The organism is Achromobacter semiaridum, assembly GCF_053543755.1.
The window spans coordinates 14,991-37,433 of the sequence record NZ_JBLVOL010000045.1 but is presented as its reverse complement, the minus strand read 5'-3'; the positions used below and the strand labels follow the sequence as shown (position 1 = coordinate 37,433).

Below are 22,443 nucleotides of genomic sequence, written 5' to 3'. Positions count from 1 at the left end.
GCAGCCCCGGCGGCTGTTCAGGATGCGTTCCAGGTGGCGTTTGATGGCGTGGATGCGCTCGGCCGCCAGCTCCTGCCGCGACCGGGTGCGCCGGGGCTGGGCGTCCGGCACCAGCCGTTCGAACAAACTTCCCTGCCCCCGCGACCTGGGCATCCGCCTGCCCCTTATTCCTTGTCCAGCCTGCCAACCAGCGACAGTTCGAAGTTGGCGCCCATGTACTTGAAGTGCGGGCGCACCGCCAGCGACACCTGGTACCAACCGGGATTGCCATCGATGTCCTGCACCAGGACCTTGGCGGCACGCAACGGGCGGCGGCTGCGCACATCGGATGACGGGCTTTCCTGATCCGCGATGTACTGCCGCAGCCACGTGTTCAGTTCGCGTTCCAGATCCTGGCGTTCTTTCCAGCTGCCGATCTGCTCGCGCTGCAACACCTTGATGTAGTGAGCCAGGCGGTTGACGATGAACATGTACGGCAGCTGCGTGCCCAGCTTGAAGTTGGTCTGCGCGGCCTGGCCTTCCGGCGTCTTCTGGAACAGCTTGGGCTTTTGCACAGAGTTAGCGGAGAAGAACGCGGCGTTGTCGCTGTCCTTGCGCATCGTCAGCGCGATGAAGCCCTCTTCGGCCAACTCGAATTCCTTCCGGTCCGAGATCAGCACTTCGGTCGGGATCTTCGCCTGCAACTGACCCAGCGACTCGTACAGGTGCACCGGCAGGTCGTCCACCGCGCCGCCCGACAGGGGGCCGATGATGTTGGGGCACCAGCGGTACTTGGCAAAGCTGTCGGTGATGCGGCTGGCCAGCAGGTACGACGTGTTGCCCCACAGGTAGTTCTCGTGGGCGCCGTCGATGGTTTCGCGGTAGTTAAAGCTGTTGACGGGATTTTCCAACGGGTCGTACGGTTGCCGGAGCAGGAAGCGCGGCATCGTCAGGCCCAGGTAGCGCGCGTCTTCGGATTCGCGCAGGCCGCGCCACTTGGTAAAGCGCGGGCCTTCGAAGATGTCTCGCACCTCCTTCAGGTTGGGCAGTTCCTGGAAGCTCTTGATGTTCAGGAATTCTGCCCCGGCCGCGGCCAGGAACGGGGCGTGCGACATCGCACCCACGGACGCCACATAGGCAAGCAACTTGATGTCGGGCGATGACGGGCCGAACGTGTATTTGCTGACGATGGTGGCCACGGGCTCGCCGCCGAACTGGCCGTAGCCCGCCGTGTAGACCTGCTTGTACAGGCCGCTGCGCGTGATGTCGCCGGCGCTTTCAAAGTCTTCCAGCATTTCATCTTTGGTGACGTGCAGGACTTCGATCTTGATGTTCTCGCGAAAATCGGTGCGGTCCACCAGCAGCTTCAGGCCGCGCCAGGCGGACTCCAGCTCTTGCAGCGGCGGCTGGTGCAGGATGGCGTCCATTTGCAGACCGAGCTTGCGATCGATCTGCGCAATCATCTGGTCGACCAACTGCTTGTTGACCTGTTGTTGCGGTTCTTGCGTTCGTAGAATTTCCGAGATGAACGCGGCAACCCCGCGTTCGGCCACGGCATAGCCTTCGTGACTGGGTTCGATGCGGGTCTGGGCCATGATCTGCTCCAGCAACCCGATCGACGGCTTATCTTCCAACTTGGCGGCGGCTTGGGCCTTCATGCTCATATCCTTTGATTGCGGTTTGGCATTGCGACAGGAATGGCGGCTTACGCAGCCGGCTTGTCCAACACAAGGTTCAGTTCCTTGGCCAGCGCCGTGCGCGCCTTGTCATCGGCCAATAGCGTCTGCAACTGCTTGCGAAACGCCGGCACGTTGCCCAGCGGGCCCTTAAGCGCCACGAGCGCTTCGCGCAGGTCCAACAGCTTGTTCAGCTCCGGCACCTGGCGGGCGATGGCGTCAGGCGCAAAGTCCTTCATGCGCTTGAAGTTCAGCGACACGTTCAGCGTGTCGTCTTCCTGACCGGGTTCGCCCAGCCGCGAGGGCACCTGCATCGTCAGCGCCAGGCCGGCTTCGCCCATCACGTCGTCGAAGTTGTCCTTATCGATGCGAACGGCCTGCCGCTCTTCCAACGCCGTCTCTTCACCGTGGCCTTTGAAGTCGCCGGTGATCAACATCTTCAGCGGCAATTCCACTTCGGCTTGCTGGTCGCCGGTGGCGGGCACGTACTTGATGTTGATCCGTTCCGGCGGGGCGACGGAGACCGATTTCTTCGACATGAAAGCTCCTGTTGTGAATCACAAAAAAAACACTCGGGGCTACCGCGATAAGTAGTGCTGGGATGCTAAGAGCGCGGGATACGAAGCGGCAATAGGACGAATAAGAAAACGCCGGAACTTCGCAATCACGCGCAATTTCGCTTAGTAGTAACCGCGATATTTATCTCTTTCTGATTCCTCCTATGGAAATAAAAATCGCGGCATGTTGTCGTTGCGGATTACTTCTTTGTTCGAAAGTGTGTGAGTCATGATCAGAATTGATCTCTCGTCCCTCATCGATCGCTTGAACCCCGTTTGCCGCCAGGCGGTCGAAGAAGCCGCCAGCCTGTGCATCAGCCAGCATTGCGCCGAAATCACCGTCGCGCATGTGCTGACCAAGCTGGTGGATCAGCCGCTGTCCGACATGCGCGTGCTGATCCAGCACGCGGGTCTAGACGCCGATTCCGTGCGGCAGGCACTGGCGAACGGCACCCCTTATCACGAGGCCACGCCGGGCCAATACCCCACCTTCTCTCCGCTGCTGATCGAATGGCTGCAAGAGGCCTGGCTGTTGGCCTCGCTTGAGCTTGCACAGACCAAGCTGCGCGGCGGCAGCCTGGCGCTGGCCGCGTTATTGAACGCGGGGCGCTACCTGCCGTTGGCCGCCATCACCCTGTTCGAACACGTCAACCGCGAAGCGTTGCGCAAAACGTTCAACACGCTGTTCGCGCAGTCGGCCGAATCGCCCGATCCCGCGGCGCACGCACCCGCTGCACGCGTCGATGGCGACGACACGGCGCTGGCCAGATACGGGCACGACTTCACCGCGCAGGCCCGCGCGGGCGCGGTAGACCCGGTGCTGTGCCGCGACGCCGAAATCGACTTGATGATCGACATCCTTTCCCGGCGCCGCAAAAACAACCCCATCGTGGTCGGCGATGCGGGCGTGGGCAAAAGCGCGGTCGTGGAAGGCTTGGCGCTGCGCATCGTGCAGCAACGTGTACCCGAACCGTTGCATCACGTTTCCCTTTGGGGCCTGGACCTGGGCGCGTTGCAGGCGGGCGCGTCCGTCAAGGGCGAATTCGAAAAGCGCTTGAAAAGCGTCATTGATCAGGTCAAGGCATCGGCGGGCCGCATCGTCCTGTTCATCGACGAAGCGCATACGCTGATCGGCGCGGGCAACGCGGCCGGGGGCAGCGATGCCGCCAACCTGCTCAAGCCCGCCCTGGCGCGCGGTGAGCTACGCACCATTGCAGCCACCACGTGGTCGGAATACAAAAAGTACTTTGAAAAAGACCCCGCGCTGACGCGCCGCTTTCAACTGGTGAAGCTGGACGAACCCACCCAGGAACAAGCGGTGCACATACTTCGCGGCTTGCGGGCCACCTACGAACAGGCGCATCGCGTCTACATCGGCGATGACGCCTTGCGCGCCGCCGTCAGCCTCTCTGCGCGGTACCTGTCCGGCCGGCAACTTCCCGACAAGGCAATCGATGTACTGGACACCGCCAGCGCACGCGTCGCGACCGCGCTGGGCGAGCCTCCGCGCCGCTTGACCGCGCTGGAACACGAGCAAATGCAGATCACGGCGGAACTGACCCAGTTGCGGCGCGACTCGCGCGCGGGCCGAACGCCCGACCCGCGTCGCATTGCGCAGCTCGAGGCGGACGGCGCGGGCGTGGCCGACCGCATGCTGGCGCTGCAACAGGCATGGGAACGCCAAAAGGCGCTGGTGGATAAGATTCTGGGCTTGCGCGCCGCGCTGCCGTCGGATGAACAGGTCGCGGATGAACAGGTCGTGGATGAACAGGTCGCGGATGGCGCGGTTGTGAATGACCGCCTCGCGCACAGTGGTGCGGCGCATACTGCCGACGTGCTGGCCACCACCGTTGCCGAACTCCACGACCTGCAACGGGGCGGCGCGCTGCTGCACGCCGACGTCGGCCACGAACAGATCGCACAAGTGATCGCCGACTGGACCGGCATACCCGCCACCACCATCAGCCGCGGCCAGATGGAACGGCTGACGCAATTACCCGACGCGCTGCGCGAACGCATCAAGGGCCAGGACGCGGCCATCGACCGCATACACAAACACCTCTTGACCGCCATGGCCGACCTGCGCCGGCCCGGCACGCCGTTGGGCGCGTTCCTGCTGGCCGGCCCCAGCGGGGTGGGCAAGACCGAAACCGCGCTGGCGCTGGCCGACGCGCTCTTTGGCGGCAGGCAGTTCCTGACGACAATCAATATGTCGGAATTCCAGGAACGGCACACCGTGTCGCGGCTGCTGGGCGCGCCGCCCGGCTATGTCGGGTATGGCGAAGGCGGCGTGTTGACCGAAGCGATCCGACGCCAGCCCTATTCCATCGTGCTGCTGGACGAAGTGGAAAAAGCCCACCCGGAAGTCATGAGCCTGTTCTACCAGGCCTTCGACAAAGGCGAGCTTGCCGACGGCGAAGGCCGCCAGATCGACTGCAAGAACGTGTTGTTCTTCCTGACTTCGAACCTGGGCTTCGACCAACAGGACGGGCAGCTTGCCGACCTGTCCGAAGACGCGTTGCGCGCCCGCTTGGGCGCCTTCTTCAAGCCCGCTCTGCTTGCGCGGATGCAGCTGGTTCCCTACCAGTACCTGGGCGAAGACGTGCTGGACCAGATCATCCACAGCCGGCTTGAGCGTCTGCGCGTTCAGTTTTCCACCCGCTACGATGCCACCCTGCACATTACGGACAGCGCCCGTAACGAACTGCGCGGACGCTGCATCCGCCACGAAAACGGCGCGCGCCTGCTCGACGCCGGCATCGACGGCGAACTGCTGCCGCCGCTGTCATTAGCCGTGCTGCGGCGGCTGGCTACCGGCGAGGCCATTGGCGGCGCGCATCTGCATTGGGCCGAGGGCGCATTCACCGCCCAGTTGCATTGAGGCCCGACATGGACGCGCAAAGCGTGGCCAACGTAGCCCGCGACATGGCAAGCGCCAGCCGGCCCGACGCGCTGGCGCAAGTGTTCGTCGCCGCCTGCGCGGCAGCGCCCGCCGTCTCGGCCGCCTGCCTGTACGCCCGCAACGCCACGGGCGACACGCTGGTGCCGTTGGCGTCGGCCGGGTGTCCCGGCGCCGACCTGCACGACATCAGCATGGACGCGCTGGATGACCCCTTGGTCTACGCAATGACCAGCGGCAAGCCCTGCCTGGTAGAGCGGATGTCCGCCCTGGTGGGCGTGGGCGCGGGCTTTGAACGATTGCGTGAACGCCTGGGCGCGGGGCACGGCTTGCTGGCCGTGCCCCTGCACGATGCGCGCCGGCAATCGTTGGCCGTGCTGATTCTGGCGGGGCCCTCGCTGACCTTGTCCACGTGGCGCGACCACCCCGTCTGGCGCGCCCTGCAGGCAACGCACGAGGCGCTGTTCATGCGGCTGCACGCCCAGGCGCATGCCGCCGACGACGCGCGCTACCAACGGGCGCTGCGCCAGACCCCGGCGGCCGACGCAGGCAAGCAGCGCGCCGCCCGCTTGCTGGCGGCCGAATTCATCGGCATCAGCGCGGCGGCAAAAGCGGCGCGGGAAGCGATGCTGCGCTTCGCGGATTCGGCGCTAGCTGTGCTGCTTACCGGCGAAACCGGCACAGGCAAGGACCACGCCGCCTGGTTGATACACCAGGCCTCGTCGCGCAACGGCAAGATCGTGCCCGTCAACTGCGCGGCCATTCCCCAAGACCTGATCGAAGCCGAGCTGTTCGGCAACGTGCGCGGCGCGTATACCGGCGCCGTGCAGGCGCGTACCGGCCTGGTTGCCGAAGCCGACGGCGGCACGCTTTTCCTGGATGAAATCGGCGACATGCCCATGGCGTTGCAGGGCACGCTGCTGCGCCTGCTGAATGAAAAGAAGTTCCGGCCGCTGGGCGCCACGCGCGAGCACGGCTCGGACTTCCGCTTGATCTGCGCCACCCACCGGCCATTGCCGCAGTTGATCCGCGATGGCCGTTTTCGCGAAGACCTGTACTTTCGCATCCGGCAGCTGACGCTGGCGCTGCCGCCGCTGCGCGAGCGGCCGGAAGATATCCCTGCATTGGCCCACCACACCGTGCTGCAACACAATCGCGAGCGCCAGACTCGCGTGACCGGTATCGCGCCCGACGCGCTGGCGGTGCTGGCGGCGCATGCCCTGCCCGGCAACGTGCGCCAGCTTCGCAGCCTGATCCTGGTGGCCTCCGAAAGAACGGCGCCGGGACATGCCATCCGCGCCGACACGCTTGAACTGTCGCAAGGCGACGTGCCGCCGTTGCCGGGCCACACCGCTGGCACGGATCTGCTGCATGGCCTGCTGCACACCGACAACCTGCCGCAGGCGCTGGACGCCTTTCAAAGCCTGGTCATCCGTGCGCGCCTGCGGCAAGTCAATGGATCTCGTAGCCGGGCTGCCCAAAGCCTCGGCATCCCCAAACGTACGCTGGCGCGCCGCTGTCAGGCGTGGAATCTGGATCGGGAGGACCACACCTCATGAAACTTGCCCCTAGCTTGGTTGTGCTGATGCTGGCCGCGCCTGCGGGCCAGGCGGCCAACGACCTTGACGCGCCCGCGCGCGACTGCACGCAGATCGTGTCCGGCGTTGAACGGCTGGCCTGCTTTGATGCGGCGGCGGGCACGCCGCCCGCGCTCTCCACGCCGCTGAGCGACCATCGGCACACGGTTGCGCTGGACCCAGCCGCAGGCAACCCGTGGACCGCCGAGCCCACCCCCGCCCCCGACGCGTCGGCCGCGCTGCTGCCGCCATCCGCCCGGGCGTACGACATCGTCAGGCAGAACGAATCGACGCGCCCCGAGGGCGACAGGTCGTTTTTGATAAGCGACTCGAACGAGCCGCCCGCCGGCCAGCAGCGCGTGGTGATTTCCGCGCCCGCGTTGAACATGCGCCCACCCATCTATCTGGCCATCACCTGCCTGTCCAATATCTCGCGGCTACAGCTATTGGCCGACCGGCCCTTCGAACGGCATCAGATGTCGGTGCGGCTGTATATGGACGATCGCCCGCTGTCGCCCGCGCGGCCGTGGCGCGTGCTGGACGAAGGCAACGTGGCGGACGCCGGCCGGGGGCTGGTTGCCATCGAGCAGCTGCGGCCTTTCGTCGCGGGCGCGCGGCTGCGCGTGGAAAGCGACTATGCGCCCGTCAACGGCCTGACGTTTGACGCCACGGGTCTGCAAGCCCTGTTGTCGCGCCAGCGCGAGGCCTGTCACTGGTGACGCACTACGCCGCTCTTGACATGGATGCCTTGCTGGCGCCGCTGGATGCGCGCCAGCCCGCCGGCCACTTCGACGAAGAAGACGAAACCTTCCAGGGGATCGACCACGAGATGATCAAGCTGGGCGGTCTGCAAGAGGCGCGGCTGGACTGGCTGTACGTAGACGAGGCCGCCCGCCAGTACCTGGCATCACAGTGCAAGCACTTTCGCGTCGCGGGTCATTTGATTTCGGCGCGCATCAAGGCGGGCTCGTGGCGCCGCTGGGCCGAGGCGGCCGATGTGCTGGCGGGCATGGTCCAGCACTACTGGGAAACCGGGCACCCCAAGCCCGGACCCACCGGCTATCTGGGCAAGCGCCGTCTGGTGTCGCTACTGGCCGACCGCCTGCGCGACGCGCTGGAAACGTTGCCGGCGGCGGGTTTCAACCCGGCGGATCAGGCCCGCGCGCAGCAGGCGCTGGACCGGCTTCAGGCCAGTGCGCCCGAGGCCAAGCTGGACCAGGCGGTGCTGACCCGGTTGGAAGCGCATTTTTCCCGCCGCGTCGAACAGGCCCGGTATCCCGACGCAGCCACATCCGCCTCCCCCAAAAGAGGCGCCGGCCAACAAGGCGGTCAGGCCATCAGCGAGAGCTTCTTCGGCGGACCCGGCGGTTCTGGTGGCGGTTCTGGTGGCGGTTCTGGTGGCGGGTTTGGCGGTGGGTCCGCCGGGGGATCTTCCGGCACGTTCTCCGGCGCCGCGCCCACTGCCTGGCTCAGCGCCGGCGACGAGCGCGAGAACCGCCGTTCCCTGTTGAGCGTGGCCGAATTCATCAACCAGCAGGACGCCTACGACCCCACTGGTTACCAGCTGCGCCGCTTTGCGCTGTGGGCGCATCTGCACGCCGCGCCCAACACGCGTCAGGGCATGCGGACGGAATTGATGGCGGTGCCCACCGACATCGTGGACGGCTACGGCGAAGCCCTGGCCGGCAACGCCGTCAACCCGGCGCTGCTGCAACGCGTGGAAAAAAGCGTCGTCGCGTCGCCCTACTGGATACGCGGCAGCTTTCTGGCGGCCGGTATCGCCGCGCGCCTTGAAATGAAGGATGCCGCCGCCGCAATCCGGCTTGCCACGGAACGCTTCGTGCGCCGCATTCCCGCCTTGGTGGACTTGAGCTTCAGCGACGGCCGCGCCTTTGTGGATAGCGAAACACTGGCCTGGATCAGCGGCGCGGATGGCCACGACGGCAGCGTCGGCCCTCACCCGGAATTTTCCGCCCTGCGCGAAGAACTGATTGCGCAGTTGGACAGCGACGGGGTCGAAACCGTGCTGCATCGGCTGCAAGAACTACAGGGCAATTCGGAATCGCCACGCCAGCGCGCGTACGCCACCGTCATCGCGGCGGACCTGCTTGCCGCTCGCGGCCTGTCATGGCTGGCTCAGAACCTCTACACGAATGTGGCCGTCACGCTGCGCGCGATGCCCGCCCACGAATGGGAGCCCGAGCTGGCCGAACAATTGAACCCATATCTGCCCGCGCGCCCCGCCAACGACGCGGACAGCAAGAGCCAAGGAGTCCTGCGATGAAGAATGTGTGGTCGATGATCAAGCGCTACGGCGTGCCGGTCGCCAGTCAATTCAAAAGCGCCATGCCGATCCTGGTGCTGATCGCCATCGCTTTCCTGCTGATCGGCCTGTGGTGGCTGGGCCCGTTCTGGACCTGGCGTGGCCAGCAGCCATTGGCTGACTTGACGCTGCGCATCCTTTGCACGCTGCTGATCCTGATGGCGCCCGCGCTGGGATGGCTGTGGGCGTTGCGCCGACGCAATCGCCGGCTAGAGGCCGAGCGCGGCGCTTTGGCGCGGCGCGAGGACGACCCGGCGCTGCGCTTCGTCCAGGCGCAAGAGCGCGCGCTGGATCAAAGCCTTGACGTGCTGCGTGCCAACCTGAAGGGCCGCAACGCGATCTACGAGCTGCCGTGGTATCTGGTGCTGGGTCAGGAAAACTCCGGCAAGACCAGCTTCATCAACCGATCCAGCCAGAGCTTTTCACTAAGCAACGAGGTCAAGGCCGGCGTGCGCCGCGCGTATGCGGACCCGGACCTGGCGTACGAAATCGATTGGTGGATGGGCGATGAGGCGGTGCTGATCGACCCACCCGGCGAACTTGTCAGCCAGACAGAGGCCGCGCCGGCGCCGGAACTCGTGGACCGGGTAGCCGATGCCGGCGCGGCTGGCGACGGGGCCACGGCCGCTGCTCAGGCCGCCGCGCAAGCCGCGCCCCTGGGCGACAGTCCCGCCCTTGCCGGCACACGGTCCACCCCACCATCCCCCCCACAGGCTGTCCCCTCTTCGCGTTCCCCGGGGCAGGTCTTGTTGCCGCCCGGCGCGCACGCCCGTCTGTGGGCCGGGCTGTTGGACTGGCTGGGCCGCAACCGCAGCCGGCGTCCGCTGAACGGCGTGGTGTTGATGGTTGACCTGGTGACGCTGCTGAATCAAAAGGCCAGCGACCGCAAGGCGTTGGCGATTCTGCTGCGCACGCGCCTGGCCGAACTGAGCCGCCACCTGGGCACGCGCCCGCCGCTGTATGTCGTCTTGAGCAAGTTCGACCTGCTCAATGGTTTTGAACCCTTCTTTGCCCGCTTGCCGCGCGCCGTGCGCGAGGACATCTTCGGCTTCACCTTCACGCTGGACTCGGTGCACGACTACGACGCGTGGCTGGATGAGCTGGCCGGCCGCTATGACGGCTTCATCCAACGCTTGAACGAACAGATATTCGACGCGCTGGGCCAGGCCGCCACGATGGAAGCGCGCGAGGCGCTGTTTTCACTGGTGCGGCAATTGGCCGGCATGCGGCCGGTGCTGCTGGGCTTTTTGGAAGACGTGCTGGGCAGTGATCGATACATCACGCCCGCCTTGCCGCGCGGCGTGTACTTTTCATCCGTCTATCAACAAGGGCTGCTGTGCGACGCGTTCATCAATGCCGCGTCGCAATCGTATGGCCTTGAAGAGGCGGCCGTGCATGCCAAGCCCAGCGGGCGCTCGGTGGTGTATTTTGCGCAGCAGGTGTTCCAGCGAATCATCTACCCCGAAGCCGGGCTGGCCGGCGACAACCTGAAGGTCATGGCCGACAAGCGCCGCACCCTGCTGGTGGGGTTTGGCGTGGCCGGGCTGGGCTGCCTGCTGATGGCCGGCGGCTGGTACCACTACCACGGAGTCAACCGCCAGATGGCGATGTCCGTACTGGAAAAAAGCCGGGAATTCAGCGTGCACAAGATCGACGGCAGCAGCGACCCCACGGGGCGCAACCTGTTGCAGCCGCTGGACCAGATCCGCAGCGCCGTCGCGGTCGTGGGCGATTACCGCGGTGCCTGGCCGGTGGTGTCCGAGCTGGGTCTGTACCAGGGCCGCAAGATCGGGCCTAAGGTCGACGAGGCTTATTTGCAACTGCTGTCAAAGCGTTTCCTGCCCGAGTTGGCCGGCGGTGTCATGCACGCCATTAACAGCGCGCCGTCGGGCAGCAACCAGCAACTGGCCGCGCTGCGCGTCTATCGCATGATCGAAGACCGCGACAACCGCCGCGCGCCCATCGTCGAAGATTGGATGACGCAGCAATGGCAGGCGGCCTACCCGGGCCAGGGCTCGGTGCAGAACGGCCTGATGCGACACCTGGACTACGCCATGAAATATGCCGACGCCGATCTGCCACAAAACCAGGCACGCATCGCCGACGTCCAGCAGCGCCTGCGGCAGTTGCCCATGCCGCAGCGCGTCTACATGACGATGCGCGAACAAGCCGGCAAGCTCCTGCATTCGCCTCTGGACCTGCGCCATGAAGTCGGCCCCGCCTTCGACATCCTCTACAAAGATCCCGCCGCGCCGGGCAGCACCGCGGGCGCCACCACCCGCATCGATCCGCTGCTGACGGCGGCGGGTTATCACGGCTACTTTGCTGCGCACGGCAAGGACTTTACCGACCTGGCCATGATCGACCGCTGGACCCTGGGCGAACGCCAACGCATCGACTATTCAGAGGCCGATAAGCAGGTGCTGGCCGAACGCGTGCGCGCGCTGTACAGCAGCGACTACATCGACACCTGGCAACGCAACCTGAACCAGCTTGAAGTCGTGGATTTCAACGACCTGGGCCAGGCGGTAACGGTGCTGGGCAACGTCACCAGCCCGGCTGCGCCGCTGCGCCGCCTGGTCGAAACGGTGCGCGACAACACGGTGTTGAGCCCGCCCTCGCCCGGCGTCGCCACGCCCGGCCAGCCTTCTGACAAGGTCGAGCCGGTAACCGCCAACGCCATCACGGGCGCGAACGTTCCGCAGGTGGCGGTCATAGCGCGGCCGTTTGCGCCCCTGTCCGAACTGCTGCTGTCCAAGGGCGACAAGCCTTCCTACCTGGATGAAAGCATGGGCGCCATCGGCCGCGTCCACGACACCCTGAAAAGCGTGCATGACAGCCCAGAACCCGGCAAGGCGGCGCTGGCCGTCGTGCTGGACCGTTTTGCGCTCAAGGGCGCCGACCCCATCGGCAACCTGCAACGCGTGGCGGTGGGCCTGCCCGAACCGCTGAACCGGCAGGTGAAAAAACTGGCCGACGAATCCTCGCAGGTGTTGCTGATCGAGGCGCTGAAGGAACTGGAACGGCGCTGGGAGACCGACGTCTACCGCTACTACCAGGAACGGCTGGCCGGGCGCTACCCGTTCAACCCGAACAGCCGCGTGGATGCCTCGCTTGAGGACTTCACGGCGCTGTTCGGCCCGCTAGGCAGGCTGGCGCAGTTCAAGGAGCAATACCTGAAACTGTTCTTTGATGACAACCTTGAAGCCTTGTATTCGGAACGCCGTGGCGGCTACCTGGTGCGCATGGACGTGCTGGAGCAGCTTGAGGCGGCCGACCGAATCCGCGACGCCTTCTTCAACAGCCGTGGAGCGCTGGGCGTGCAGTTCAGCATCGAGCCGCTGGGGCTGACGTCCAGCCGCCGCAGCAGCGTGCTAAGCGTCGAAGGGCAGCTGATTGCCTACAGCCACGGCCCGAGCAATAGCGTCGGCCTGATCTGGCCAAACAATCTGGGCGATTCCACTGAAAGCCGCATCACGCTGGTCAGCGCGGCGGGCACCAGCAGCGGGCTGGTGTATCGCGGGTCGTGGTCGATGTTCCGCCTGTTGAGCCAGGCGCGCCTGGACAGCGCAACGGCCAATAGCGTGGACCTGAGCTTTTCGGCCAACGACGGCGCCATGCGCTATCGCATCACGGCCGAGAAGTCGAACAACCCGTTCACGCAGGCGAGTTTTGATGGGTTTGTCTTGCCGCAAACCCTGTTGGCCGAGGCATCTAAATCGGCGCCGGCGCCGCCCGCACCCGTTTTCACGCCCGGCGCCAATCCGAAAGCGACTACGCCCAAAGGCCCGCCGCGTTCGCCACCCAAGGCAAGCGCCGCGTCGCCCAAGCTGGCCATCAATGATGCAGCGCTGCGCTGATGAACGATGGGAACGCCTGCGCGGCGGTTGCCAAGGCGGTATATCAGGGACGGGCGTCAGTGGCTTCAGTGGCGGTTCCCAGCGGGCAGTTCAAACCGAGCGGGGCCAGCGCGCCCTGCCCGCGGCCTACTGCTGCTGGCGGCGCTGCTCCAGTTCTTTCAGGCACTGGGCAACGCCGGCCTGCATCTGGGCGTTCGACACCGCCGCGCGGTCGGACACTTCGCGGCAGCGCACGTACTGCGCCCGGCTTTCCTCGGTGTCGCGCATGACCGGCGGGGGTGCGCTTGGGTCGGGCGTGACGGTCATGCGCAAGGTTGACGGCGGCGACTGGCTGCCGTCCTTGGAAGGCATGCTGGGAAACTGCATTTCCTGGGAAGCGGGCGCGGGGCTTTGCATGGACTGAGCATGCGCCACGCTGGCGGCGCCCAACGTGCAAAGCGCGGCAAACATGGCGGCCGGAACGGAGAATTTCTTCATGGGGACCTCTTCTTTAATGGGCAAGCGCCCTTGGCGACCGGATGGCGGATGCGCGGCCGCCCGGGGCGCGCCGGCTTATCGTAGCGCCCGGTGCGCGCCGTCGTCGTGCCAAACCGCTACAAGCGCCCCCACAGTTGTTTCGCGCCGTTTCCGACCGGGCCATGCGGTCGGGCATTGGGTGGGCCTCCAGCGGCCACCTCTGGGGCCGGCCCTTGTGCCACTCCGGGCTCGGTTCTGGGTCCGTTCTGGCTACGTTCTGAGCTACATCCAGGGCTACGCTCTGGGCCCAGACCCGGCCCGCGCAGGACGCAGCGGCGCCAGCAGCGACGACAAGCCGTTGTGATCCAGCTCATGCATGAGTGCCAGCAGGCGCCCAAGCTCGCCAGGCGGAAAACCCTTGCGCGCAAACCATGCCAGGTAAGGACCGGGCAGATCAGCGATGAGTCGCCCTTTGTATTTGCCAAACGGCATATCGCGGGTCACCAGCAGGTTGAGCAGTTCAGGATCCATGGCGCGTCAGGAGATTGATGCCGGCAGTCTACTCCAGCCGTTCAGGCTTGCAATGCGCCTTTCCCGCAACGGATTGCGGCACTTTACATCCCGTTTCAGCACCCTCCCGTTACTGTCCGTATCGTGGATCCAGCACGACGCTTCCCGCAAGACACTTCAAGCCAGACACTTCCCAGCAAGACTTTCGGCAAACCACTTACCCACAGGAGCTCGCCAATGATGAAGACCACCCTGACCTGCACCCTGAGCCTGGCCTTGCTTGCCGGCTGCGCGCCGTTCAAGTCGCACGACGCGCGCGATACGCCCGCCGATAACCACACCGCCCGCAATGCCCTGGACTGGCCGGGCAGCTACGAAGGCACCCTGCCCTGCGCGGATTGCCCCGGCATCAAGACGCGCTTGACGCTGCTCAAGGGCGACCGCTACGAACGCCAGACCCAGTACCTGGATCGCGAGCCGCAACCCGAAATCGTGACCGGCACATTCAGTTGGGAGTCGGACGGTAGCACCATCCGCCTGGACGCCGCCGGCGACAGCCAACGCTACTTCGTCGCCGAGAACCAGGTGACGATGCTGTACCGCGACGGCACCCGCCCCACCGGCCCGCTGGCCCCGCACTACGTCCTGCGCCGCGCACAATAAAGCGCGGCTCGGGCTTCATGCCGGCGCCGACCCGGCCGCGCACAGGCGCCGCCGATCCAGCTATTCTTGAGGGCGAACCGCCGCACCCTGACGGCGCGGCGCATACCGATCAAGGAAGCCATGAAGACCGACCACGAGCTGCTTTCCGCATTCGCCCCCACCGGTACGCTGCGCGCGTCCATCAACCTGGGCAATCCCATACTGGCCAACACCGACCCGGCCACCGGCCAGCCGGTTGGCGTGTCGGTGGACCTGGCCACGGAACTGGCGCGGCGCCTGGACGTCAAGCTGGATTTGGTGGTGTTCAAATCGGCCGGCGAATCGGTCAACGCCGTGGCGGCTGAACAGGCGGACGTGGGATTTTTCGCCATCGACCCGTTGCGCGGCGCGCAAATCGCCTTTACCGCCCCCTACGTCGTGATCGAAGGCGCCTACCTGGTGCGCGACGATTCGCCGGTTACCGCGATGGACCAGGTCGACAGCCAGGGCGTGCGCGTGGTGGTGGGCAAAGGCAGCGCCTACGACCTGTACCTGACGCGCGAACTGAAGCACGCCGAGATCTTCCGCGCGCCGACCTCGCCCGCCGTCGTCGATACCTTCATGAAGGAAAACCTGGAAGTGGCCGCAGGCGTCAAGCAGCAGTTGCAAGCCGACGCCGCGCGCCTGGGTGGCCTGCGGCTGCTGGACGGCCATTTCATGTTGATCCGCCAAGCCATGGGCGTGCCCAAAAGCCGGGGCGACAAGGCCAGTGCTTATCTGGCGGCCTACGTGGAAGCGATGAAGAAGGCCGGGTTTGTGGCCGACGCGCTGGCGCGCCACAAGATCCAGGGCGCGGCGGTGGCGCCGCTGGAAGCCGCGCCAGCCTGAGCCGGGTTGTTTCGGCCAGTACGCCCCGCCCCCATGTGATATCAGACCTGATATCCGACGTCCGCCTACCCCGGCGTCCCGTCCTGCCCCTCGCCCGGGTTTGCACGCAGCATCTCGCGCAGCTTGAATTTCTGGACCTTGCCCGTGGGCGTGGCGGGCAGTTGATCCAGCACCTCAAGCCGCTCGGGTATGTATTGCCTGGTCACGCCGAAGCCCGTCAGAAACTGCACCAGGTCCGGCAAGGTCAACGCCTGCCCGGGCTTTAGCGTTACCACCGCGCACGCGCGTTCACCCAGGCGGGCATCGGGATACGCCGCGATGGCGGCCATTTCCACGGCGGGATGCCGATACAGCAGCGACTCGATCTCAACCACCGGGATGTTCTCGCCGCCTCGGATGATGACGTCCTTGCTGCGCCCCGTAATGCGCAGATAGCCGTCGGCGTCGATGCGGGCCATGTCGCCCGTATCGAACCACCCGTCGGCATCCGTCGCGTTCAACCGCGGCCGCTTCAAGTAGCCGCCGAAATTGGAACATGACCGAAGCCAAAGCTGGCCTTCAACGCAGGCGGGCAAGGTCGCGCCCGAGGTGTCCGTTACTTTGATTTCAACGCCGGCCAGGGGCTTGCCGTCGGTGGTGCACGCGCGCGTGTCGTCATCGTCCAGCAACGTCAACGTCACCGCGCCGTTTTCCGTCATCCCCCAGGCCGAGATGATTTTCGCGCCGAGCGCGCGAGTCGCCTGTTCGACAAGCGGGCCGGGGATCGGCGCGCCCGCGCAAAGAAAGACGCGCAGCGTGGGCACCGTCAAGCCCGACTGCGCCACCTGGCGCGCGATATCCGTCAGGAACGGCGTCGATGCCATGCTGAACGTGACGCCCATTTCGCGCATCAGCGCGACGGCCTTCTCGGCATTCCAGATATCCAGCGTGACGGCGCTGGCGCCCAGATAGAACGGCATCATCAGGCCATACATGAAGCCGGTCTGGTGCGCCATGGGCGAGCCCATCAGCACCACGTCATCGGCCCCCAGGCGCAGCCGTTCGGCGTAGGCGGCGATGTTGGACAGGCAGGTGTTGGCGGTGTGCATGACGCCCTTGGGCTCGCCCGTGGTGCCAGACGTGTACATCAGCTGGGTGACGTCGTCCGGGCCGGGGCGGGTTTGGGTCAGGATGCGGTGCGCATCCGGCTCGCGTTCCCATTCGGGGCCCACGAGCAGCGTGTGGAAACCCTGGGGCCCGTCGCTACCCGCCACGATCACATGCTTTAACGCGGGCAGATCCGCCCGCAAGCCGGCCACCATGTCCGGGTAGTCAAAGCCCCGAAACCGATGCGGCACGATCAACACGCGGGCTTCGCCATGGCGCAGCATGAACGACAGTTCGCGTTGCCGAAAAATATGCATCAGCGGATTCATCACCGCGCCAATGCGCGAGCACGCCAGATACGTGACGACGAATTCCCAGCCGTTGGGTAACTGGCACGCCACCACATCGCCACGCCCCACGCCCAGACGCGCCAGCCCCACGGCCGCCCGGTCCGCCAGCGCAGCCAGCTCGCGATACGAGAACGCGCGCTGCGTGCCGGCGTCGGACTGCACGGCCGTCAATGCAATCTTGTCGGGATGCGCCGCCACGCGCTGGTCCAGCAGGTCGTTGATGGTCACGTCCGGCCACCAACCGCTGGCGATACTCAACGCCCGGCGCGGCGCGATCAATACGGCGTCAAATTCCATGGATGCCTCTCCCAGAAGGGTTGCAAAGAAAGCGATGCCGTCTCAAGCGGGAACGGCGCGTCGACCCGCGCGCTCGCGAGCGATGATGATCTTCATGATTTGCGCGGTGCCGTCACCGATCTGGAATCCCAGCACATCGCGCAGCCGTTGCTCCATCAAGCCGTGGTCGTAACCGCCATGGCCGAACGTCAGCAGGCATTGATGGACCACGTCGTACGCCAGCTTGGGCGCCCACCATTTGCACATGGCGGCTTGCGTGCCATGCGGCAGGTTGCGGTCCTTCAGCCACAACGTCTGCAGGCACAGCAGGCGCGCAGCCTCAAGCTGGGTTTCAGCCTCGGCCAGCGGATGCGACACGCCCTGGAATGCGGTCAACGGCTTGCCGAACGCCTCGCGCTGGGCCGCATACGCCCACGCCTCGTCCAGCGCCGCGCGCGCCACCGCCAGCACCTGAAGCCCGATCAGTGCGCGCGAATAATCAAAGCCCTGCATGACCTGGACAAAGCCGTGGCCCTCTTGCCCCAGCCGATGATCCGCCGGCACCCGCACGTTCTCGAAGAATAGCGAGCCCCGTCCGATGGCGCGCTGCCCGTGGCAGTCGAAGCGGTTGCGCGTGATGCCGGGCAAGTCCATCGGCACCAGCAAGGCCGTCACGCCATGCGCGCCCGATTCCACGGTGCCGCTGCGGCCAAACACGATGGCGGCGTCGGCTTGATCGGCGGCGGATATGGAGGTCTTTTCACCGTTAAGCACGTAGTGCCCGTCCACGCGCTCGACCCGCAGCCGCAGGTTGGCCGCGTCCGAACCGCCGCGCGGCTCGGTCAAGGCAATGGACAGCAGCGCGTCGCCCTGCGTCAGCCGGCTCAGCCACGGCGCGGCGACCTCGCGTTGACCATGTTGCGCCAGGATCTGCCCATTCAACGAGGCAAGCAGATTGACGTAGGAAAAGCTCAAGTCGGCGCGAGCGATCTGCTCATGGATGACGCCGGCCGCCATGCAACCCAGGCCCTGTCCGCCGCAGTCCTCGGGCAACTCGGGCGCGATGAATCCCAGCTGCCCCATTTCGCGCATCAGCGCGCGATCCAGCACACGGGTCCGGTCGCGCTCCAGGTAGCCCGGCGCCACGCGCCCGGCTGCAAATCGCCCCGCGTGCTCGGCCAAGACGGTCAGGTCTTCGTCGATGTACGGATTCATGTTGTCTCCTCCGGCGCGCCGATCGTTGCGGCGCAGTCTCGGTTATTTCGCGTAGCGGCGGAAATCCGGTTTGCGCTTTTCCTGGAACGCGCGCACGCCTTCGCGGGATTCCTCGGTGTCGTAATAAAGTTTCAACGCGTACATGCCCATGCCGGCGATGCCGGCCTGGTGCGCGGTGTCCATATTGAACGAGCGCTTGGCGATGGCGATGGCCGTGGGGCTTTTCTCCATGATCTCGGCGCACCAGCTGGCCACTTCGTCGTCCAGTTGCTCGTGCGGTACGACGGCGTTGACCAGGCCCATGGCCAAGGCTTCCGCCGCCGGATAGCGGCGGCACAGGTACCAGATCTCGCGCGCCTTCTTTTCGCCCACGACGCGCGCCAGGTACGCGGTGCCGTACCCCGGGTCCACCGACCCGACCTTGGGCCCCACCTGGCCGAACACGGCTTTATCGGACGCGATGGTGAAGTCGCAAATGGTGCACAGCACGTTGCCGCCCCCGATGGCGTAGCCCTGGACGCGCGCGATCACCGGCTTGGGCACGTCGCGGATGGCGCTGTGCAGTTCTTCCATGGGCAGGCCGATGGTGCCCCGGCCGTCGTATTGCCCGGCATGCGCGGATTGATCGCCGCCGGTGCAGAAGGCCTTGTCCCCCGCGCCCGCCAGCACGATGACGCCGATGTCGGGCGCGTAGCCGGCGCGGTTGATGGCGTGAATGAGTTCGTCGCAAGTGCGGCCGCGAAACGCGTTCATCTTTTCGGGCCGGTTGATCGTGATCCAGGCGGCGCCATCGCGCACGTCGTAGAGAATATCTTCGTAGTTCATTCTGGGTCCTTAAGGGGCATGCGAAAGCGGTGTCGCCGGCCTTCAGCCGTTCATCGTCAAACCGCCCGACACGCTTAACACCTGCCCGGTGATGTAGGCGGCATCGTCGCTGGCAAAGAACAGGATCGCGCCGGGCAGGTCGTCCGGCTGGCCGATTCGCCCCAGGGGGATGGCGCGGGTAAAGGCCTCCAGCAATTTTTCGGGATTGCCGGCGCCTTCCTTGTAATCTGCGAACAGCGCGGTGTCGGTCGGACCCGGGCACACCACATTGACCGTGATGCCATGCCGCGCGTGCTCGCGGGCGATGGTCTTGGAAAACGCCACCAGACCGCCCTTGCACGCCGCGTACACCGCTTCGCCCGAAGAGCCGACACGCGCCGCGTCCGACGCGATGTTGACGATGCGCCCGGCCTTGCGCGCCGCCATGCCGGGCAGCACGGCGTGGTGCAGATGCAAGGCGCCCACCAGGTTGATGGCGATCAGCCGCTCCCATTGCGCGGGTTCCGTCTTGGTGAATGGCTTGAACACGTCCCAACCGGCGTTGTTGACCAGGATGTCGATGGGGCCCAGCACGGTTTCCGTTTCGGCAATGGCCGCGTCCACCTCGTGGCGCTGAGTAATGTCACAAGCGATGGCCAACGCGCGCCCACCGGCCGCTTCGATTTTTTCGGCTACCCGCCGCGCATGCTCTTCGTTCAAGTCCAGCACGGCCACGGCGGCGCCTTCCCCGGCGAAACGCGCGCAGGTCGCGCCCCCTATACCCCCACCGCCGCCTGTCACCACGGCCGTCTTGCCTGCCAGTCTTTGCATGATTTCCTCTGCGTGGGTTGCAGGCTTGGTATCCTTGCCAACGAATCAGGCCAAGCCCATATACGTAAACATGTTGACGTATATTAGAGGCTTGGCGACGCCGCATCAAGTTGCGAAACACGGTACCAAGCTTATGAAAAACCCTAACAAAAACACAGAAATAGCCCGAATGGAGTTGGCCAATCGCTTGTTTTTTCGGCTTTACCAATGCGCCAACATGCTGCACAAAACGGGCAGCCGCGCCGTTGAACATCTGGGGCTGACCACGCAGCAATGGGCCGTATTGGGCGCGTTATCGCGGCCGGAAGCGGCCGACGGCATGAGCGTGGGCGACTTGGCGCGCTACCTGATGGTCAGTCGCCAGAGCCTGTCGGGTTTGCTTGGCCGGATGGAGCGCGACGGCCATATCGGAAGTGCACCGGATGGGCGCGACCGGCGCTCGCGCTTGGTCACGATGACGCAATCCGGTCGCAAAGTGTGGGTGCACGACGCCATTCCGCGCATCCATGATTACTACGAAGACGCGCTGGCCGACTTTTCGGTCGGCGATCTGAGCCACACCCTGCACTATCTGCTGAAGCTGCTGGAAAACATGCAGGGCATGGACAAGGACGCGCCGCAGGACGACGCGCCCTGACCTCGCCCGGTAGGCTAGTGGCTGATCATCCAGGGCCTGGCGCCCGCGAATGATTTTGCCCCGTCGGCGCTGGTGCGCGTCTTGCCGGACGCGCGTCCGCCCGAGCAACAGCCGCAGTTCATGCCATGGCCCGCGCGCGAGCTGCGCGGCTCGTTGGCGCTGCGTTCATTGACCGCGCGCGCCCGGTTCACGGCTGACGACAAGGCCGAGATGGCCGGCGCGCCGCCGATGATGCGCGCGGACAAGGTGCCGCACTGCGGGCAGGCGGCCGGTTCGCGCCATTGCGCCAGCGGCCGCAACGCGGCAAAGTCGCCGCATCCGCCGCAGGAATAGTCATACATGGGCATGGCGGTTCTCCTAGCGATCGCGTGACAGCGGCATGTCCACCCCGCCATTTATATGTTTGATCGGCCCGGATGCCGACGGCTGGATATCGAAGTCAAAGATCTCGGTGGGCAGCCACAGCGTGGCGCAGGAATTGGGGATGTCGACCACGCCGCTGATGTGGCCTTGCACGGGCGCGCAGCCCAGAATCGAATAGGCCTGGGCGCCGGAATAGCCAAATTTCTTCAGGTATTCGATGGCGTTCAGGCACGCCTGCCGATACGCCACGTTTACGTCCAGGTAGTGCTGCTTGCCCTCTTCGTCCACCGAGATGCCTTCGAAGATCAGGTAGTCCTTGTACGCGGGCGTGATGGGGCTGGGCTTGAAGATGGGATTCTTGATGGCGTACTTTTCCATGCCGCCCTTGATGAGCGACACGCGCATGTGCACCCAGCCCGCCATTTCGATTGCGCCGCAAAACGTAATTTCGCCATCGCCTTGCGAAAAATGCAGATCGCCGACCGACAAGCCGCCGCCGTCAACGTACACCGGAAAGAACACGCGCGCGCCGCGCGACAGATCCTTGATGTCGCAGTTGCCGCCGTGCTCGCGAGGCGGCACCGTGCGTGCGCCTTCGGCTGCCGCGCGCTCCCGGTCGGCTCCTTGCAAGGCGCCCATGTGGGCCGTCTTGGGCGCGGGCGGATTGGCCAGCGGCGGTACGCGGTTGGGGTTGGTGTCGATCAGCGCCTGTTCGCGCCGGTTCCACGTTTGCAGCAGCTTCTTGTCGGGCAGGCAACCGATCAGTCCGGGATGGATCAGCCCGGCGAAATTCACGCCGGGAATATGGCGCGACGACGTGAACATGCCGTGAAAATCCCAGATGGATTTTTGCGCGTGCGGGAAATGCTCGGTCAGGAAACCGCCGCCGTTATTGCGACTGAAAAAACCGTTGAACCCCCACAGACTGTCGGGCTTGGCGCCGATATCCAGCAGGTCAACCACCAGCAGGTCACCGGGCTGCGCGCCTTCGACGCCCACTGGCCCCGACAGAAAGTGCACGGTGGACAGGTCCACATCGCGCACGTCGTCGGCGCTGTCATCGTTCTTGATGGCTCCGCCAGTCCAGTCATAGGTTTCCAGCACGAAGTCATCGCCCGGCTTGACCCAGACAGCCATGGGGATATCGGGGTGCCACCGGTTATGGATCTGCTTGTTTTCGTAAGGGGACTGGTCCAGGTCGACCGTGATGAGGGGTGTCGTCATTCTCTTTCATCTCCAACGTACGTGTTGATAAAACAGAACAGCAGCCAAGAAGGCGCCCGATCCCGTTGCGGGTCGGGTCATTTTGAAAACATGAACGGTCAGTGATGCGGTGATTGATGGTAGACGCGTTCGGCCGATTCACCATACTGGTTTTCCATGCAGTGGCAGGCGTGCGGCGCACCATGCCGCAGGGCTTTTTTCGCACCAGTTATGATGCACACCACGTCACACGAAGGCTTTTCGCATGGCAGCAAACCACCGCCGGCCCCTGGCCGTGTTTTTGATCATGA

At 65.2% G+C, this 22,443-nt stretch carries 18 protein-coding genes; 8 read left to right on the top strand and 10 right to left on the bottom strand.

What is annotated here, in order from left to right:
• Positions 1–164: 164 nt before the first annotated feature.
• Together tssC and tssB are read right to left on the bottom strand one after the other, a co-directional pair.
• The gene (tssC, locus tag ACNPP0_RS13420; RefSeq protein ID WP_448706156.1) at positions 165–1,643 is read right to left on the bottom strand and encodes a type VI secretion system contractile sheath large subunit; all 1,479 of its coding nucleotides are present in this window, start codon (positions 1,641–1,643) and stop codon (positions 165–167) included.
• Between the two features lie 41 nt (positions 1,644–1,684).
• On the bottom strand, positions 1,685–2,194 hold the full coding sequence (tssB, locus tag ACNPP0_RS13415; protein WP_332608759.1) for a type VI secretion system contractile sheath small subunit: 510 nt from the start codon (positions 2,192–2,194) through the stop codon (positions 1,685–1,687).
• Positions 2,195–2,441: 247 nt separating this feature from the next.
• On the opposite strand from tssB, the gene tssH reads away from it, so the two are divergent.
• The 5 genes from tssH to tssM are packed head-to-tail and all read left to right on the top strand — an operon-like array spanning position 2,442 to position 12,871.
• On the top strand, positions 2,442–5,093 hold the full coding sequence (tssH, locus tag ACNPP0_RS13410) for a type VI secretion system ATPase TssH (protein WP_448706155.1): 2,652 nt from the start codon (positions 2,442–2,444) through the stop codon (positions 5,091–5,093).
• 8 nt (positions 5,094–5,101) lie between these two features.
• Entirely contained in the window at positions 5,102–6,670 is a 1,569-nt protein-coding gene (locus tag ACNPP0_RS13405; RefSeq protein WP_448706154.1) for a sigma 54-interacting transcriptional regulator, read from the top strand.
• Positions 6,667–7,407 carry a type VI secretion system-associated protein TagO gene (locus ACNPP0_RS13400; protein ID WP_448706153.1) on the top strand — a complete coding sequence of 247 codons (741 nt, stop codon included), beginning with the start codon at positions 6,667–6,669 and terminating at the stop codon, positions 7,405–7,407. Before ACNPP0_RS13405 ends, ACNPP0_RS13400 begins: the two co-directional genes overlap by 4 nt.
• Complete coding sequence (tssA, locus tag ACNPP0_RS13395) at positions 7,404–8,972, top strand: type VI secretion system protein TssA (RefSeq protein ID WP_448706152.1); 1,569 nt, start codon at positions 7,404–7,406, stop codon at positions 8,970–8,972. The genes ACNPP0_RS13400 and tssA overlap by 4 nt, the downstream gene beginning before the upstream one ends.
• On the top strand, positions 8,969–12,871 hold the full coding sequence (tssM, locus tag ACNPP0_RS13390; protein ID WP_448706151.1) for a type VI secretion system membrane subunit TssM: 3,903 nt from the start codon (positions 8,969–8,971) through the stop codon (positions 12,869–12,871). The genes tssA and tssM overlap by 4 nt, the downstream gene beginning before the upstream one ends.
• A 126-nt stretch (positions 12,872–12,997) precedes the next feature.
• Here the strand turns inward: tssM and ACNPP0_RS13385 are convergent, their stop codons facing one another.
• Together ACNPP0_RS13385 and ACNPP0_RS13380 are read right to left on the bottom strand one after the other, a co-directional pair.
• Positions 12,998–13,348 carry a hypothetical protein gene (locus tag ACNPP0_RS13385; protein WP_448706150.1) on the bottom strand — a complete coding sequence of 117 codons (351 nt, stop codon included), beginning with the start codon at positions 13,346–13,348 and terminating at the stop codon, positions 12,998–13,000.
• Between the two features lie 273 nt (positions 13,349–13,621).
• Positions 13,622–13,858 carry a DUF3820 family protein gene (locus ACNPP0_RS13380; protein ID WP_332608766.1) on the bottom strand — a complete coding sequence of 79 codons (237 nt, stop codon included), beginning with the start codon at positions 13,856–13,858 and terminating at the stop codon, positions 13,622–13,624.
• A 216-nt stretch (positions 13,859–14,074) separates the two neighbouring features.
• Between ACNPP0_RS13380 and ACNPP0_RS13375 the strand changes: the two genes are divergently transcribed.
• Positions 14,075–14,500: a copper resistance protein NlpE gene (locus tag ACNPP0_RS13375; protein WP_332608767.1), complete on the top strand. Its 426-nt coding sequence runs from the start codon at positions 14,075–14,077 to the stop codon at positions 14,498–14,500.
• A gap of 120 nt (positions 14,501–14,620) precedes the next feature.
• Positions 14,621–15,367, top strand: a complete 747-nt coding sequence (locus tag ACNPP0_RS13370) for an ABC transporter substrate-binding protein (protein WP_332608768.1) — start codon at positions 14,621–14,623, stop codon at positions 15,365–15,367.
• Between the two features lie 65 nt (positions 15,368–15,432).
• On the opposite strand, the gene aliA is transcribed toward ACNPP0_RS13370, so the two are convergent.
• From aliA to badH, 4 genes are read right to left on the bottom strand one after another with little or no spacing between them, the layout of a single operon-like run.
• Positions 15,433–17,100, bottom strand: a complete 1,668-nt coding sequence (gene aliA, locus ACNPP0_RS13365) for a cyclohexanecarboxylate-CoA ligase (protein ID WP_448706149.1) — start codon at positions 17,098–17,100, stop codon at positions 15,433–15,435.
• Between the two features lie 42 nt (positions 17,101–17,142).
• Complete coding sequence (aliB, locus tag ACNPP0_RS13360) at positions 17,143–18,294, bottom strand: cyclohexanecarboxyl-CoA dehydrogenase (RefSeq protein WP_332608770.1); 1,152 nt, start codon at positions 18,292–18,294, stop codon at positions 17,143–17,145.
• A gap of 42 nt (positions 18,295–18,336) precedes the next feature.
• On the bottom strand, positions 18,337–19,119 hold the full coding sequence (gene badI / locus ACNPP0_RS13355; protein ID WP_448706148.1) for a 2-ketocyclohexanecarboxyl-CoA hydrolase: 783 nt from the start codon (positions 19,117–19,119) through the stop codon (positions 18,337–18,339).
• Between the two features lie 42 nt (positions 19,120–19,161).
• Positions 19,162–19,929, bottom strand: a complete 768-nt coding sequence (gene badH, locus ACNPP0_RS13350; RefSeq protein WP_448706147.1) for a 2-hydroxycyclohexanecarboxyl-CoA dehydrogenase — start codon at positions 19,927–19,929, stop codon at positions 19,162–19,164.
• A gap of 133 nt (positions 19,930–20,062) precedes the next feature.
• On the opposite strand from badH, the gene ACNPP0_RS13345 reads away from it, so the two are divergent.
• Entirely contained in the window at positions 20,063–20,566 is a 504-nt protein-coding gene (locus ACNPP0_RS13345; protein ID WP_442880223.1) for a MarR family winged helix-turn-helix transcriptional regulator, read from the top strand.
• A gap of 14 nt (positions 20,567–20,580) precedes the next feature.
• Here the strand turns inward: ACNPP0_RS13345 and ACNPP0_RS13340 are convergent, their stop codons facing one another.
• Positions 20,581–20,913, bottom strand: coding sequence for an FmdB family zinc ribbon protein (locus ACNPP0_RS13340; RefSeq protein WP_448706145.1), 333 nt, complete (start codon positions 20,911–20,913; stop codon positions 20,581–20,583).
• Positions 20,914–20,923: 10 nt separating this feature from the next.
• Complete coding sequence (gene fmdA / locus ACNPP0_RS13335) at positions 20,924–22,153, bottom strand: formamidase (RefSeq protein ID WP_448706144.1); 1,230 nt, start codon at positions 22,151–22,153, stop codon at positions 20,924–20,926.
• Positions 22,154–22,443 lie beyond the last annotated feature (290 nt).

Excerpts from the sequence above, each read along its gene's own strand:
- badH (WP_448706147.1), bottom strand. The coding sequence starts at position 19,929 with ATGCAAAGACTGGCAGGCAAGACGGCCGTGGTGACAGGCGGCGGTGGG.
- ACNPP0_RS13345 (WP_442880223.1), top strand. The coding sequence starts at position 20,063 with ATGAAAAACCCTAACAAAAACACAGAAATAGCCCGAATGGAGTTGGCC.
- ACNPP0_RS13370 (WP_332608768.1), top strand. The coding sequence starts at position 14,621 with ATGAAGACCGACCACGAGCTGCTTTCCGCATTCGCCCCCACCGGTACG.
- tssH (WP_448706155.1), top strand. The coding sequence starts at position 2,442 with ATGATCAGAATTGATCTCTCGTCCCTCATCGATCGCTTGAACCCCGTT.
- aliA (WP_448706149.1), bottom strand. The coding sequence starts at position 17,100 with ATGGAATTTGACGCCGTATTGATCGCGCCGCGCCGGGCGTTGAGTATC.
- ACNPP0_RS13340 (WP_448706145.1), bottom strand. The coding sequence starts at position 20,913 with ATGCCCATGTATGACTATTCCTGCGGCGGATGCGGCGACTTTGCCGCG.
- tssB (WP_332608759.1), bottom strand. The coding sequence starts at position 2,194 with ATGTCGAAGAAATCGGTCTCCGTCGCCCCGCCGGAACGGATCAACATC.
- ACNPP0_RS13400 (WP_448706153.1), top strand. The coding sequence starts at position 6,667 with ATGAAACTTGCCCCTAGCTTGGTTGTGCTGATGCTGGCCGCGCCTGCG.
- ACNPP0_RS13405 (WP_448706154.1), top strand. The coding sequence starts at position 5,102 with ATGGACGCGCAAAGCGTGGCCAACGTAGCCCGCGACATGGCAAGCGCC.
- ACNPP0_RS13375 (WP_332608767.1), top strand. The coding sequence starts at position 14,075 with ATGATGAAGACCACCCTGACCTGCACCCTGAGCCTGGCCTTGCTTGCC.
- aliB (WP_332608770.1), bottom strand. The coding sequence starts at position 18,294 with ATGAATCCGTACATCGACGAAGACCTGACCGTCTTGGCCGAGCACGCG.
- tssM (WP_448706151.1), top strand. The coding sequence starts at position 8,969 with ATGAAGAATGTGTGGTCGATGATCAAGCGCTACGGCGTGCCGGTCGCC.
- tssC (WP_448706156.1), bottom strand. The coding sequence starts at position 1,643 with ATGAGCATGAAGGCCCAAGCCGCCGCCAAGTTGGAAGATAAGCCGTCG.
- badI (WP_448706148.1), bottom strand. The coding sequence starts at position 19,119 with ATGAACTACGAAGATATTCTCTACGACGTGCGCGATGGCGCCGCCTGG.
- fmdA (WP_448706144.1), bottom strand. The coding sequence starts at position 22,153 with ATGACGACACCCCTCATCACGGTCGACCTGGACCAGTCCCCTTACGAA.
- ACNPP0_RS13385 (WP_448706150.1), bottom strand. The coding sequence starts at position 13,348 with ATGAAGAAATTCTCCGTTCCGGCCGCCATGTTTGCCGCGCTTTGCACG.
- ACNPP0_RS13380 (WP_332608766.1), bottom strand. The coding sequence starts at position 13,858 with ATGGATCCTGAACTGCTCAACCTGCTGGTGACCCGCGATATGCCGTTT.